12 protein-coding genes are annotated in these 13,385 nt (G+C 64.6%); 3 read left to right on the plus strand and 9 right to left on the minus strand.

Features of this window, described 5'->3' with window-relative positions:
• Positions 1–4: 4 nt before the first annotated feature.
• Positions 5–784 (plus strand): proteasome-type protease, encoded by a 780-nt coding sequence (locus A39O_RS0121720; protein ID WP_020506776.1) that lies wholly within the window; start codon positions 5–7, stop codon positions 782–784.
• Here the strand turns inward: A39O_RS0121720 and A39O_RS0121725 are convergent.
• The 9 genes from A39O_RS0121725 to A39O_RS0121765 form a co-directional block, all read right to left on the minus strand.
• Positions 753–2,060, minus strand: a complete 1,308-nt coding sequence (locus A39O_RS0121725) for a TIGR02270 family protein (protein WP_040528432.1) — start codon at positions 2,058–2,060, stop codon at positions 753–755. The genes A39O_RS0121720 and A39O_RS0121725 overlap by 32 nt on opposite strands.
• Positions 2,061–2,201: 141 nt before the next feature.
• Positions 2,202–2,657 carry a DUF4259 domain-containing protein gene (locus A39O_RS36960; RefSeq protein ID WP_020506778.1) on the minus strand — a complete coding sequence of 152 codons (456 nt, stop codon included), beginning with the start codon at positions 2,655–2,657 and terminating at the stop codon, positions 2,202–2,204.
• Complete coding sequence (locus A39O_RS41105) at positions 2,654–3,136, minus strand: Imm26 family immunity protein (protein ID WP_020506779.1); 483 nt, start codon at positions 3,134–3,136, stop codon at positions 2,654–2,656. The genes A39O_RS36960 and A39O_RS41105 overlap by 4 nt, the downstream gene beginning before the upstream one ends.
• A 16-nt stretch (positions 3,137–3,152) precedes the next feature.
• Positions 3,153–3,656 carry a hypothetical protein gene (locus tag A39O_RS41110; protein ID WP_157640321.1) on the minus strand — a complete coding sequence of 168 codons (504 nt, stop codon included), beginning with the start codon at positions 3,654–3,656 and terminating at the stop codon, positions 3,153–3,155.
• Complete coding sequence (locus A39O_RS0121745; RefSeq protein WP_020506780.1) at positions 3,649–4,041, minus strand: DUF4150 domain-containing protein; 393 nt, start codon at positions 4,039–4,041, stop codon at positions 3,649–3,651. Before A39O_RS0121745 ends, A39O_RS41110 begins: the two co-directional genes overlap by 8 nt.
• Before the next feature lie 5 nt (positions 4,042–4,046).
• Positions 4,047–5,063 carry a hypothetical protein gene (locus A39O_RS0121750; protein ID WP_020506781.1) on the minus strand — a complete coding sequence of 339 codons (1,017 nt, stop codon included), beginning with the start codon at positions 5,061–5,063 and terminating at the stop codon, positions 4,047–4,049.
• Positions 5,060–6,196 (minus strand): DUF2169 family type VI secretion system accessory protein, encoded by a 1,137-nt coding sequence (locus A39O_RS0121755; protein ID WP_040528406.1) that lies wholly within the window; start codon positions 6,194–6,196, stop codon positions 5,060–5,062. Before A39O_RS0121755 ends, A39O_RS0121750 begins: the two co-directional genes overlap by 4 nt.
• Before the next feature lie 35 nt (positions 6,197–6,231).
• On the minus strand, positions 6,232–6,777 hold the full coding sequence (locus tag A39O_RS0121760; RefSeq protein ID WP_020506783.1) for a DUF6484 domain-containing protein: 546 nt from the start codon (positions 6,775–6,777) through the stop codon (positions 6,232–6,234).
• Positions 6,778–6,807: 30 nt separating this feature from the next.
• Positions 6,808–9,039, minus strand: a complete 2,232-nt coding sequence (locus A39O_RS0121765; RefSeq protein WP_020506784.1) for a type VI secretion system Vgr family protein — start codon at positions 9,037–9,039, stop codon at positions 6,808–6,810.
• A gap of 429 nt (positions 9,040–9,468) precedes the next feature.
• Here A39O_RS0121765 and A39O_RS0121770 point away from each other — a divergent pair, with 429 nt between their 5' ends.
• Together A39O_RS0121770 and rbbA are read left to right on the plus strand one after the other, a co-directional pair.
• On the plus strand, positions 9,469–10,545 hold the full coding sequence (locus A39O_RS0121770) for an HlyD family secretion protein (RefSeq protein WP_020506785.1): 1,077 nt from the start codon (positions 9,469–9,471) through the stop codon (positions 10,543–10,545).
• Positions 10,542–13,385: a ribosome-associated ATPase/putative transporter RbbA gene (gene rbbA, locus A39O_RS0121775; RefSeq protein ID WP_020506786.1), complete on the plus strand. Its 2,844-nt coding sequence runs from the start codon at positions 10,542–10,544 to the stop codon at positions 13,383–13,385. Before A39O_RS0121770 ends, rbbA begins: the two co-directional genes overlap by 4 nt.

Below are 13,385 nucleotides of genomic sequence, written 5' to 3' on the forward strand. Positions count from 1 at the left end.
CGAAATGACCTATTGTGTAGGGCTCCTGCTCGATGACGGCCTGACCATGGTCGCCGACTCCCGGACCAACGCGGGGGTCGACTACATCTCGACCTACAGCAAACTTCATGTCCTGCAGCCCGCGCCCGATCGGCTGTTCGTGCTGATGGCCGCCGGGAGTCTGGCGACGACGCGCGAGGTTTTGGACCGCATCGGCCGGGACCTCGACCAGGCCATCAATCCCCGGCCCAGCCCCTATCAGCAAGCTCCGACAGCGACCCTGCTGAATGTCAATTATCTGTTCGAGGCGGCGACCTACATCGGGCAGGTGAGTCTGGCGGTGCAAAACGAGCACGGTCCGGCCCTGCGGCAGGCTGGGGTCAGTGCGGAGGCCAGCTTTATCCTCGGTGGGCAGATTGCCGGCCAAGCCCACGGGTTGTTCTTGATCTATCCCCAGGGCAATGCCATCGCCGCCACCCGCGAGACGCCCTATCTGCAAATCGGCGAGAGCAAGTACGGAAAGCCCGCGCTCGATCGCCTGGCGCATACGGGGCTGTCGCTCGCCGATGGGGCGCGCCTCTGTCTGGTTTCGATGGTTGGGGCCGCGCGGTCCAATCTGTCGGTCGGACCGCCGTTCGAGGTGGCGCTGTGCCCGCGTGACCAGTTGTCTCCCTCGCATCTGCTCAGACTGGAGGCAGGATCGCCGGATCTGGAGACCATCAGCCAGAGTTGGGGCGCGAGCCTGTCCAGCGCCTTCTTCTCGCTCCCGCGCTTCAGTTGGGAACCGGGCAATTCGCAGTCCTAAACTGAATTGCCGGTTGGTCGGCGGCCAGCCAGCGCGCCTGACGCCAGGCCGGAGCGGCGATCGGAAACAGTGGCGTCCCCGGGGTCAGCAGACACAGATACTCGGCGGCAGCCCGGCGCTGCCGCTGGCAGCCCTCGCGCAGTACCCGGCGGCAGTGCTCAACGGTGACCGGTTCGCCCATGAAGTAGCGCACCCCGGATTGAAAGCGTTGCCCGCTGACTTCCCACCAAGCCTGGATCTTGGCCGGATCCGGCCATGGCAGGCTGTCGTCCGGGTCCATGTCCACGGACTCATCGGCCGGATCGTCGCTCGGACCGGGCTCAAGGTCCTCCGGCGGGCGGCGCTCCAGGTCGAGCCAGGCGAGGTCGAGCCCGGTGATCGTGGAGAAGGACTCCCCCGCCAGGCGGGCGGTCTCATCGTCCGCCATGAGCCCGATGAGCCAGGGGATGTAGTGCACCTGGCCGGCGACGCCCGCGGCCTGGATCAGCAAGCGTCGGCTCGCGGTTTCCTTGGCGATCGACTGCAGAAGACGGTGACCGCTCGGCAGGTCCACGGCTTTCAGCCACAGGCCAAGCGCCTGGGTACGCAAGGCACCGGGATTCGCCGCAAGGTCAGCGAGCGCACTCAAGGCCAGGTCCCGGTTCCCCAGCAGCAATGACGACACCGCGGCCCGGAAACGGGCGCTGGGGTCATCGTCCTGCACGTGCCGCAGACAGTCATAAATCAGGTCACGCCGACCGGCCTCCCCGGCCGCACGCAGGGCGCGGGTACGCAATCGCGGATCGGGATCGTCGATCGCGGCGACGAGCATGGCACCTGGGTCGACCCGGTGCATGATGCAGGAGGCGATGCCGACCTCGCGCCGCATGGGCTCTGTGGCCGTCAGCAGTTCCATGACGATGCCTTGGAGGTCATGGGCCGACACCCAGCCGAAGGCGGAGATCAGGCCGCGGTGCGCGTCTGCAAGTGTCTCGGCGAGGGCGAAGAGCCAATCCACGCGGGCCTGGTCCTTGCTCGCGATGGCACCTACTGCCACCGCGAAGACCTCGCCGACTCCCGGCGTTTCCAACGCCGCCCGGCAAAGAGCTACGCCGGACTCACCGGCCACTGCCAGACCGTCCAGATGAGCGGCGATCCGTTCATCAAGGCGCGCCAGGTGACGGAGCTTGACGTGAGGTGCGCGTACCAGCACCGAACGCACATGGCGTAGGATCGCTGACTCTTCGGCGTGCTGATGGATGACCGGCAGCACTGGTCGATGGGAGGCGGCTAACATGCGCGGCGACATCGGGCCAAGACTTCATGGTTGGCTAGCGTATTCGTGATCTGTCCTCTATTGCCCGCGTTTCTAAAGATCCGGGATCGAGAGGCAAGCCTGCCTCGTTCACCCTCCAGCCGTCGCCCAAGACGGACCATCTCATGGGAAAGCGAGCTTGCGCAGGCGCTGCTGGAGCCTGGTCATGGCGGCAGTCCAGGCCGGCATCTCTTCGGCTTGCTCGTCCCACATCTGCCGAAGCTCCGAGTTTTCGGTGTCGTTCAGGACTATTTCCAGCGCGTCGAGTGCCTGTTTGACGAGCGTCTTGACGTCACGCTTGCTTTCGCGCTTGAGTTCTTTGTTGAGCGCTGCGGCGAGTTCATCGAGATCCTCGTCGAGCACTGGGTCGTCTCCCGGGGAGCCCAGTAACTCCGCAAGCACTTCTGCGGCAGCGACGGCCTCGGCGCCATCCGGCACCTCGACGTAGCCGACGTGCGCCGGATCGGCAATCTCCGCGAATGCTTCCCGGATCGATTCAAGCGACGGCTCGTCTCGCAGATCGGCAATCCAGTCGGCGCCGTCGTCGTTTTCAAATGGACCGGGCCCCCAGATGCTCATGGCCCGTACCGGTACTTGCGGTTGTTCCGGTTGACCAGCCGGTCGACGACGAGTTCAACGAACAATTCCGGTTCCTGGCACAGGACGCAGATGTCCATTCCGGCGGCCTGGTCGGGTGACGCCGGCAGGTATTGTCCTTTGTGGGTGATATGGAGCATGCCGATGTTGTGATCATCAGGAAAGATGCCCGCCGCCATCGCCGGAGCCCAGGCGGACTCCTCGTCGGGAAACGGTTGCTCGCCGATGACCGTGAATGCGCCGGACTTGATGGCGCGGTCGGTCACGGCACTGTAGAACAGGATCGTATGCGTGACGACGCGCTCGACCGGCTCGAGTACTTCCGACAGGAAATCGTAGACGCCGACAGCGAGGTTGTTGAAGACCTTGCCATAGGCAAACCGACCGTCCGCCAGCGGGATGGCGACGATCTGGCCGACCTTGTACTTCTGCCTTTTCGAGGGTTCGCTGCTCTTTGCCATGTCTGCTCTCGTTCGGTCAGACTGCGCAGATCGGGCAGCCGGGAGGCGAAGGCTGTGCCGAATTCTTCGCGCAATCCAGATAGTCTTGTCTGTTGGTGTTGTCGGTTCTGATCGGAGCGATCTGCTTGCCCCGTCCTTTTGATCTCGATGACGTGATGACCTTGCCTTGGGCCGCCATGTGATCGTAGTGCTTCTGCTCGGCGCCTCGGCAAGCAGAATAACTGTCCTGGATGCAGACCGGTGTGAGCGCGCCGATGCCCGTTCGATGGTGGTTTCGCTGGCGATTGAGGGTGATCTGCTCGACGGTGCCGGTTCCTCTGGTGCGGCCCACATAGAATTTACCGGTACCTCCCTTTTGTGCCGCCATATAGACTACGTAGGTCTTCTTTTTCCCCTTTTTCTTGCGCCGATGTCTACACGGATCTTTTTGGCCCTTCGGCACCGGTGGCGCGACACCCATCGCAACACCGGCGACATGGATAGTCGGCACGGATCCGCCGGCGGGTGTCTTGCTAGCCATGATTGTGCGTCGTCATGTCGAGATTGCGGACGACGTTTTCCCCTTCAAAGATCACGTTCATCGACCAGGCAATGAAGAACACCGCGCCTTTGGTCGTCGATGTGATCAACCCCTTCTTCGGCGCCGCGCCGGCCTCGTCTCCGGTGCTTGTCTTGAAATTCGACTTGTCTTTCAGCATCACCTCCTGATTGCCGATCTTGACGGTCGTCGAACCCTCGGTGGTGTCGCTTGCGAGCCCGGTGTTGGGATAGGGGATCGGAACGCCAGGTGGCGTCGCCGGGGTCTGCGGCGGCGTGAAGCAGACGTCGGGAAACTCGCAGATGGACTTGCCGCTCATCGCTTTGCTGGAGACCTCCATGCCATTCGCAAAAACCTTGTTGCCCATGGGGGTCAGCCTGCGGTACAGACGACGCTGGCCCGTCGACCGTCGTCGTCGCTGAAATGAAGAAGCGCCGTGTCCCCCGGCGCATACCCTCGCTCGACTGCGGCACAGGCGACGGCCACGCAAACGCCACCGAGCGCGGCACCGCTCGCGCCAATACATTCCGCCGGATGCCAGAGTTCGGGATTGCCCTTGCGTCTGCGCAGGCGCGCGAAGGCGAAATGGGCATCCTTGAAGTAGTACTGCTCGCCGCTCAGGTCGGTCACGCGGTAGTCCACATCGTCCATGCTCAGCCCGGACTCGGTGAGTGCCGCCAGGTGGGCGTGAACGAGACCGTCTCCGCGAAGCGGTGCCCCGGAATCGATGTGCGCGGTCTCGATGCCGAATCCGATTCCGGCGCAGACCAGTTCGCGTTGGCCGGTCGGCTTGCCGATGAGGAGGGCGCAGGCGCCCTCGCCAGGGATGAAACCGTTCGAGTTCGATGATGCGAGCAATCGGTCGTGTTGCTCGTAATGGGTGAGCGTGAGCCGCGTCACAAGACTGTCTGTGGCGACGATCAACGTGCGCTCGAAGCCTTGCCGGTAGATCAAGTCTCGCGCATGCATCAACGCGACGGCGACGCTGGTGCGGCCGTGGCAGATGAGCATCGATTCCGGGCCGAACGCGACGCCCAGCGCGTGCGCTAGGTCATTCACGAGCCGATTGTCGACGCCGGCGACTCGACCTGGCCGGTCCTGCTCGGCCGCGCAGAGCAGCACTGGAAGTCGTGACCAGTCGAGGGGCGAGACCGATGCGAGACAGTCCTCAACGGCCATCACGGCCATCTTGGTCAACTTCGTCAGGCCGCGCCATGGTCGGTCGAACAAAACCTGGTGGGCCATGATCCATTCATCCGCCGAATCGACGCAGCGCGTTTCAGTCGGATTACTGACTTTGGCGCGAATAGCGGCACAGGATGCCGCCGCGGTCAGGCCAACTGACGTGACCAGGCCGACACGGTGCACGGCCACGAGTGCCGCGGTCATGATTGTGGGGCCGGACCCGGGTCCACCTTCTCTAACTCAGGCTCTGGCTTGCGCTCCGTGTCCGGTTCGAGTGGGGGAGAGAATGACACCTCTTCACGCGCCTGCCACCAATCCTTCCCCTTCTTGCCGACCAACACCTGGGCAATCTCGAAGATGTTCTGCTTGAGCGGTCGAGTGACCCGCCAGGTCAGGGTGAAGCGCTCCAGATCGGGTTCCAGCACCAGGGTATCGAGGGTCGCCTTGAGGTCTTCGCGGTCGCCGCGCTTCGGAAAGATGTGCACCGGTGCGTCGAAATGCGGGAGGCTGAAGCCGCGGCGTCCGTCTGGGGTCAGATTCAGGAGTCCGATCTCCAGTGGACCCGTCGGGCAGGCGATCTGCTGGTCCAGGGGCGCGGCCTGGTAGTATTGGTCGTCGAAATCGGGCGGCAGAAAGGGGAAATCTTCGTCGAGCCAGCGCTGATCATAGGTGCCGGCGTAGCGCAGTCGCGGCTCCCAGCCGCGGCCGATAGGGCCGAAGGCCATCGGGAGGTAGTCGCCGTCGGGCCGCGTGATCGGCCGGTTGAGTTCCTCGGTGTTGGGCAATGGTGCCCCATCGACCCATTCAGGCTTCAGGTGCCGATGGAATCCCTTGCCGACCGGATTACGCATGAAGGCGGCGTGCTTGGCCGGGTCCTGGTGACGATTGTCGACACCGCCGAAGGCGCGGTCGTAACTGATCGGCATCACCGTGAATGGATGGGTTGCGCTGACGCTCACACCGGTCGAGGCGACCTGCCAGAGGCGAATGCCGACGGCCGCAAATGACTTGGTGATGCCATTGACCCGCAGGCTGACGGGAACCCGGGCTGCCGGTCGTTCACCCGGTGCATAGGCGCTTCCCAGGAGCAGGATGTCCATCCGTTGCTTGCGCGGTGCGAAGTCCACTTCATAGACCGGCGCCGAACAGCCCGGCGCGCCGGTGAAGGTATCGGCCATCACGAGCGGCAACTGCGCTTCCGCCAGGCTTAGCGACTCGCCCGAGGTCCGCGGCAGGGCGAAGGTGCCCTTGATCACCACGACCAACAGTTCCCGCCCGCTGGGCTCCATACCCATGGTGTAGCCGACGACCATACGAGTGGCGTTGATCAATTCCAAGGGTGTCTCCGGGTCCTGGCCGCGCTGGTCGCCGCTCAGTTGAGTTGCACCGCGCCGCCCTTGATGCGATTGACGCCCGAGGAGCGGCTGAGGACGTAGGCGCCCTCGATCAGGACCTTGCCGGCCTTGGTGAGTGTGATGCTGGCTTTGCCGCAGCGCAGCACCAGGCTCTCCTGCGCGCTCACCACCAGCCGTTCGCCGTCGGCATCGACCTCGACAGCGCCGGGTCGATCCGGGAGCGGCCAGCCGGCGACGTCACGCAGGACGCCCATCACGATGGGCCGGTCCGGATCGGCACCCTCGAACATCAGCGTCACGTGGCGCCCGATATGCGCGCCGTGCAGGTCGATGACGGTGCGTGCGGGAAGTGCGGCATGGCCTGGTTGTCCGGGGTAGAGCACGAGCGGGGTGCGGCCTTCGTCGGTTAGTGCGATCAATTCCCCGACGATCAGGCCGAGGGGCTCGGCGGCACCCGCGCGCTGAGACGTCGGCGCCTGGAGCAGGGGGCTGAGCAGGTCCGGGGCTGAGACCTCCGTGACGCCCGCGGCGGCCAATGCGTCGATCGATAAGCTGTGGCTCATGGTGTCTATCTCAAATCCGAGCGGTTTGCGTCAGTTCTGAAGGATTTTCGAGCCTTTCATCGTGATGTTGCCGGAAGCCTTGGCGCTGATCTTGCCGGATCCCTCGATGGTGATGTCCTTGCCCTTGATGGTGATGGTCCCGTCCTTCTTCATGGTGATGCTGGCGCTGCCGGTGGTGATGGTGATCGAGTCGGCGGCCGTGATGGACAGGTTCTTGCCGACCGACAGGCTGTCGTCCTTGCCGATCGAGACAGTGCGCGCCTCCCCGATGGTGACGCTCTCGTTCTTGCTGACGTTCCCGGTGCGTCCGCCGCCGATGGTGATGCGCTCGTCTTTGGCGACGTTCTCGGTGCGTCCGCCGCCGATGGCGATGCTTTCGTCTTTGCCGACGTTCTCGGTGCGTCCGCTGCCGATGGTGATGCTTTCGTCTTTGGCGACGGTCTCGGTACGTCCGCCGCCGATGGTGATGCTTTCGTCTTTGGCGACGTTCTCGGTACGTCCGCCGCCGATGGTGATACTTTCGTCTTTGGCGACGTTCTCGGTGCGTCCGCCGCCGATGGTGATGCGCTCGTTCTTGTCGACCGTTTCAGTCCGATTGCCATGGATGGTAATCGTTTCGTTGTTGTCGACCGTCTCGGTGCGATCATGCTTGACGTGGGTGGTCTCGTCGTGGTCGATGGTCTTGGTGCGGTCGTGACCGACCCAGTGAGTCTCGTCGTTCTCGACCTCGATGTCCTGATTCTTCTCGGCGTGGAGCCAGAGCTGCTCGGCGCCCTTCTTATCCTCGAAGCGGATGGCGTTGGCGTTCGCCCCGGCGCCACCCTTGCTGGAGCGGGTCAGAAGGCCCGATTGTGTCATGTTGGCCGGCAGGTCCCAAGGCGGCATCTGGTCGCCGTTATAGACCCTGCCGGTAATGATCGGCTGGTCCGGGTCGCCCTCCAGGAAATCGACGATGACCTCCTGGCCGATGCGCGGGATCATCATGCCGCCCCAATTCTTGCCGGCCCAGGCCTGAGCGACCCGCACCCAGCAGGAACTGGTTTCGTCGGCCTTGCCGTAGCGGTCCCAGTGGAACTGCACCTTGACCCGTCCGTATTTATCGGTCCAGATCTCTTCGCCGGCCTTGCCGACGACGACGGCGGTCTGCGGACCCCGCACTGTGGGTTTAGGGGTGGCGCGCGGCGGCCGGTAGGGGACCTGGGCATCCATGGCGCTGAGGTTGCACGCAAAGACCGGACCCGGCGGGGCTGAGTCCACCGACCCGTAGTCGTCGGAGTGCAGCCGATAGCGCGCCGCGACGATGAGATATTCGCCGTTCTGATCGTCCCGCGGGTGTTCAGTCAGGGTGAACAGGCCGCCGCAGGCGAGGCCCCGGGCGTTGCCGGCCGCCTCTGCGAGCGCGTGCTCGGCTTGGTGCTCCTCCAGGCGGATGCGGGCATAGCCGTCTCCGTCCGCGGTCTCGATGTAATCGCCCTGGAAGTCGAAGACCTCAAGTCCGGCCTGCGCATGTTGCTTGGGAGCACTGCGGCGGGCGAGCAGATTTTTGCGCGGTGCGGTGAAATCGAAGGCTGTGTGGGCAAAGGCTCCGGGGCGCACCTCAGTGGCGACACTCCAGTCGTTGATGCGCTCCAGGTCGTGCGGCTGGGTCTGGTCCGGGGGGAAATAGACGACCTGTTCGTAACCCGGTGCCGCGCTGTGGGCGCCGCGGTCATCCGCCAGCACCAGGGTGTGCTTGCCGTCGGCCTGTTCATGAAAATAGTAGATACCCTCATGTTCGAGCAGTCGCTGGACGAAGTTCAGGTCGGTCTCGCGGTACTGGACGCAGTAGGTCCAGGGGCGATAGGTGCCGGAAAGACGTTCTTCGAAATCGGTGAAGCCGTGGTCGCGGAAGACTGACTTGACGATCTCCGGGACCGTCTGATCCTGATAGATGCGGCAGTCGGCGGTCCGCGACAGAAACCAGATCCAAGGCGCCAGGGTGGCGCGATAGAGGGCATAGGTCCCGGCGAAACCGACATAGGCGAAGCGGTTGACGTAGCCGTTGAAAAAACGGTGCCCGCCCGAGGCGAGGCGCAGGGAGGCCGTGGCCGACGTGCCGAGCAGATCCTCGGCGCGGATATCGTGGCGTTCGCTCAGCAGCGCGAGTCCATACTCGAACGGTCGGCTGAGGTGCTCCTCGGCGGTCATGCGCGCGAGCAGCAGCGCATCAGGTCCCAACACGGTGTCGACCGAGATCGATCGGGTGGCTTGACTGGCTGGCATCAGGCGTGTCCGGGTCCCTGCTCATGGTTACAGAATGCATCGGTCGCGCATCGGCAGAGCGGGTGGTCCGACGCTGCGTGCGCAACGATCAAGGTGAAGCACTGAACGGAACATTAGACGCCGCGCGGCCTTTTGCCAAGGCCGATGATGACACCCGGCAGCGTCAGCACCCTCCTCGATGATCGGCACGTTCAGATTTCGCAGGATTTCGACAGGATCGGTGATGGTGCGACCCTGTCCAGTTTCGCCCTGGTTTCAGATCGCGGCACTCAAGGTACGGTACCGAACGGACGGCTGAAAACCGTTCGGCTAAAGTCGTTTCAAGTTCGCGCGGCCCCGGCTGTGCAATCGATCGTCCGGTCATTGCGCAATGGCCGGCACAGCGAATGGACTGAAATCGCAGTAACCAGGGTTCAGGGTGCAGTTTCCATGATGACTCCCGCGTTCAAGAAGCAACTGGCGCTGGCCGTCGGTGTCGGCGCTGCCGTGGCGATCGCGGCCCTGGCTTGGTTCGCCCTGCAACCCGTGGGCTTGGGCGTCGCCTTCGTCCAGGGCAATGGCCGTATCGAGGCGACCGAGATCGATGTCGCCACCAAGCTCGCCGGGCGGGTGCTGGAGATCATGGTCAACGAGGGCGACTTCGTGCAGTCCGGACAGCCGCTGGCCCAAATGCAGGTCGATGTGCTGGATGCGCAGCGCGATGAGGCGCGTGCCCAGTCCCAACAAGCCGTCACCGCGGTGGCCAGTGCCCAGGCCGAGGTCGCCGTGCGCCGCAGCGACAGCACGGCCGCCGAGGCCATGGTGGGGCAGCGTGAGAGCGAGCTGGATGCGGCAGAGCGGCGCCTGGCGCGCTCCGAGACGCTGGCGAAAAAGGGCGTCACCGCGCTCCAGGTCCTTGACGACGACCGTGCTCGGGTGCACGGCGCGCAGGCGACACTGGCCGGTGCCGAGGCCCAGGTGGCCGCGGCCGACGCGGCGATCACGGCCGCCGAGGCACAGGTGGTCGGCGCCGATTCCGGGGTGACGGCGAGCGAGGCGACCATTGCCCGCGTCGAGGCCGATATCCAGGACAGTCTGCTTAAGTCGCCGCGTGATGGCCGCGTGCAATACCGGGTGGCGCAGCCCGGCGAGGTCTTGGGCGCCGGCGGCAAGGTGCTCAATCTGGTCGATCTCAGCGACGTCTACATGACCTTCTTTTTGCCTGAGACGGTGGTCGGCCGGGTGGCGCTGGGCAGCGAGGTCCACCTCGTGCTCGACGCCATCCCGCAGTACGTGATCCCGGCCAGGGTGTCCTATGTCGCCAGTACCGCGCAGTTCACACCCAAGACGGTGGAGACGGCCAGCGAACGGCAAAAGCTGATGTTCCGGGTCAAGGCGCAGATCGACCGCGCGTTGCTGCAAAAACACCTGAAGCTGGTGAAAACCGGTTTGCCGGGCCTAGCCTGGCTCAAGCTCGACGCACAGGTGCCCTGGCCGGCCAACCTGGCGATCAAGTTACCGGAATGACCGGCCAGGCGCCTTTGTCCGGCGATCCGGAAACTGGGGATGCTGCGCCCCCGACCGACGGTTCACCGGGGCGGGACGCCCCGGCGCCCGTTGCCGATCTGGCCGGGGTCAGTCTGCACTACGGGAAGATCACGGCACTGGACGACATCTCCTTGGAGCTTCCGGCCGCGCGGATGGTCGGTCTGCTCGGTCCGGACGGCGTGGGTAAGTCAAGCCTGCTGGCGCTGCTGGCCGGCGCGCGTGCCGTGCAGCAAGGCCGGGTGCGGGCGCTGGGCGGCGACATGCGCAGCAGCCGCCATCGCGCGCGGGTTTGCCCGCATATCGCTTACATGCCCCAGGGTCTGGGCAAGAACCTCTACCCCACCTTGTCGGTCGAGGAGAACCTCCAATTCTTCGGCCGACTGTTCGGCCATCCGGCGCTCGAACGTCGCCGCCGCATTGATGCGCTGACGGCGAGCACCGGGCTGACCGCCTTTCTGACGCGCCCGGCCGGCAAGCTGTCCGGCGGGATGAAACAGAAACTGGGCCTGTGTTGTGCCCTGATCCACGATCCGGATTTGTTGATCCTGGATGAGCCGACCACCGGTGTCGACCCGCTGGCCCGCGCCCAGTTCTGGGACCTGATCGCCGGCATCCGCACCGAACGCCCCGGCATGAGCGTCATCGTCGCCACGGCTTACATGGACGAGGCTCAGCGCTTCGACTGGCTGGTGGCCATGGACGCCGGCCGGGTCCTGGCCACCGGCACACCCGCCGAATTGCTCGCGCACACCGCAACCGACTCACTGGATGCCGCGTTCATCGCCTTGCTGCCGGAGGCGCAGCGGCGGGGCTACCGGCCGGTGACGATTCCGCCGCTGGTCAACGCCGACGCGGCGACCGGAGCCGAGATCGCCATCGAAGCAACGGACCTGACCATGCGCTTCGGCGACTTCACCGCCGTCGATCATGTGAATCTGTCCATCCGCCGTGGTGAGATCTTCGGGTTCATCGGCTCGAACGGCTGCGGTAAGTCCACCACCATGAAGATGCTGACCGGTCTGTTGCCGGCCAGCGAGGGTCAGGCGTCCTTGTTCGGGCGCGCGGTCGATCCCAAGGATATCGCGACCCGGCGGCGCGTCGGCTACATGTCGCAAGCGTTCTCGCTCTATTCGGAACTGTCGGTGCGCCAGAATCTGGTGCTGCACGCACGCCTGTTCCAGATGCCCGAGACCGAGATCCCGGCGCGCGTCGACGAGATGGTCCGGCGTTTTGGCCTGAATGAGGTGCTCGACACGCTGCCCGATACCCTGCCGCTGGGCATCCGTCAGCGCCTCTCGCTGGCCGTGGCCATGGTCCACCAGCCTGAACTCCTGATCCTCGATGAACCAACATCCGGCGTCGACCCGATCGCGCGCGACCGCCTGTGGCAATTGATGATCGACCTGGCACGCAATGATCAGGTCACCATCTTCATCTCCACCCATTTCATGAACGAGGCCGGGCGTTGCGACCGCATCTCGCTGATGCACGCCGGGCATGTGCTCGTCACCGATGCCCCGGCAGAACTGGTGCGGCAGCGCGGCGCCGCCACGTTGGAGCAAGCCTTCATCGGTTTCCTGGAGGACGCGGGCGCGCGCGGCGACACGCCGGCTGCCCCGGCGCCGCTTCGATCGGTGCCCTCACCGACGCCGGCGGTGCCCAGCGACGGTCGGGTGAAGAAGGCCCCCAATGCGTTCTTTAGTCCGGCCCGCGCCTGGAGCTACACCAGACGCGAAACGCTGGAACTGCAACGCGACCCGGTGCGCGCCACCATGGCGTTGTTGGGAACCGCCATCCTGATGTTCGTCTTCGGTTACGGGATCAGCCTGGACGTGGAGAATTTGAGCTACGCGGTATTGGATCGCGACCAGACGGGGTTGAGTCGAAACTATGCCCTGAACCTGTCGGGCTCGCGGTATTTCATCGAACGTGCGCCGCTCTCCGACTATGCGGATCTGGATCAGCGCATGCGGGGCGGCGAACTCGCCCTGGGTATCGAGATCCCATCCGGCTTCGCGCGCGACCTCACGCGCGGGCATCAGGTGCAAATCGGCGCCTGGGTGGACGGCGCCATGCCGGTGCGTGCCGAGACGGTGCGGGGCTATGTGCAGGGCATGCACCAAGGCTGGCTGCTGGAGCAGGCCGTGCACCGGCTCGGCCAGGACGCCGCCGTACCCGCGACTATCGCGATCCGCTTTCGCTACAACCCCGACGTCAGAAGCCTGCCGGCGATGGTGCCGGCGGTTATCCCCATGCTCTTGCTGATGATTCCGGCGATGCTCGCCGCGTTGTCGGTGGTGCGTGAAAAGGAGCTGGGCTCGATCATCAATCTTTACGTCACCCCGGTCACGCGCAGCGAATTCCTGCTCGGAAAGCAATTACCCTACATCGTGCTGGCGATGTTCAACTTCGCCCTGATGACGCTGCTGGCCGTCACCGTCTTCGGCGTGCCGATCAAGGGCAGCCTGTTGGCACTGAGCGCGGGGGCGTTGCTCTTTGTCATCTTCTCGACCGGCTTCGGGCTCTTTGCCTCCACCTTCACCCGCAGCCAGATCGCGGCGATGTTCGTGGCGATCATCGGCACCATGATCCCGGCCATCCAATTCGCCGGCATGTTGAACCCGGTCTCCTCACTCGAAGGCGTAGGTGCGGTCATCGGCCGTCTCTATCCGGCCTCGCATTTTCTCACGATCAGCCGCGGTGTATTCAATAAGGGACTGGACTTCGCCGGTCTGGAAGCCTCGTTCTGGCCGCTGCTGCTGGCGGTGCCGGTGATCCTGGGCCTGTCGATTATGCTGTTGAAGAAGCAGGACACCTGA

This window comes from Lamprocystis purpurea DSM 4197 (genome assembly GCF_000379525.1).
Taxonomy (GTDB): Bacteria; Pseudomonadota; Gammaproteobacteria; order Chromatiales; family Chromatiaceae; genus Thiodictyon; species Thiodictyon purpureum.

Coding starts and splice junctions, on each gene's coding strand:
- A39O_RS0121720 (WP_020506776.1), top strand. CDS start 5: ATGACCTATTGTGTAGGGCTCCTGCTCGATGACGGCCTGACCATGGTC.
- A39O_RS0121725 (WP_040528432.1), bottom strand. CDS start 2,060: ATGTTAGCCGCCTCCCATCGACCAGTGCTGCCGGTCATCCATCAGCAC.
- A39O_RS36960 (WP_020506778.1), bottom strand. CDS start 2,657: ATGAGCATCTGGGGGCCCGGTCCATTTGAAAACGACGACGGCGCCGAC.
- A39O_RS41105 (WP_020506779.1), bottom strand. CDS start 3,136: ATGGCAAAGAGCAGCGAACCCTCGAAAAGGCAGAAGTACAAGGTCGGC.
- A39O_RS41110 (WP_157640321.1), bottom strand. CDS start 3,656: ATGGCTAGCAAGACACCCGCCGGCGGATCCGTGCCGACTATCCATGTC.
- A39O_RS0121745 (WP_020506780.1), bottom strand. CDS start 4,041: ATGGGCAACAAGGTTTTTGCGAATGGCATGGAGGTCTCCAGCAAAGCG.
- A39O_RS0121750 (WP_020506781.1), bottom strand. CDS start 5,063: ATGACCGCGGCACTCGTGGCCGTGCACCGTGTCGGCCTGGTCACGTCA.
- A39O_RS0121760 (WP_020506783.1), bottom strand. CDS start 6,777: ATGAGCCACAGCTTATCGATCGACGCATTGGCCGCCGCGGGCGTCACG.
- A39O_RS0121765 (WP_020506784.1), bottom strand. CDS start 9,039: ATGCCAGCCAGTCAAGCCACCCGATCGATCTCGGTCGACACCGTGTTG.
- A39O_RS0121770 (WP_020506785.1), top strand. CDS start 9,469: ATGATGACTCCCGCGTTCAAGAAGCAACTGGCGCTGGCCGTCGGTGTC.
- rbbA (WP_020506786.1), top strand. CDS start 10,542: ATGACCGGCCAGGCGCCTTTGTCCGGCGATCCGGAAACTGGGGATGCT.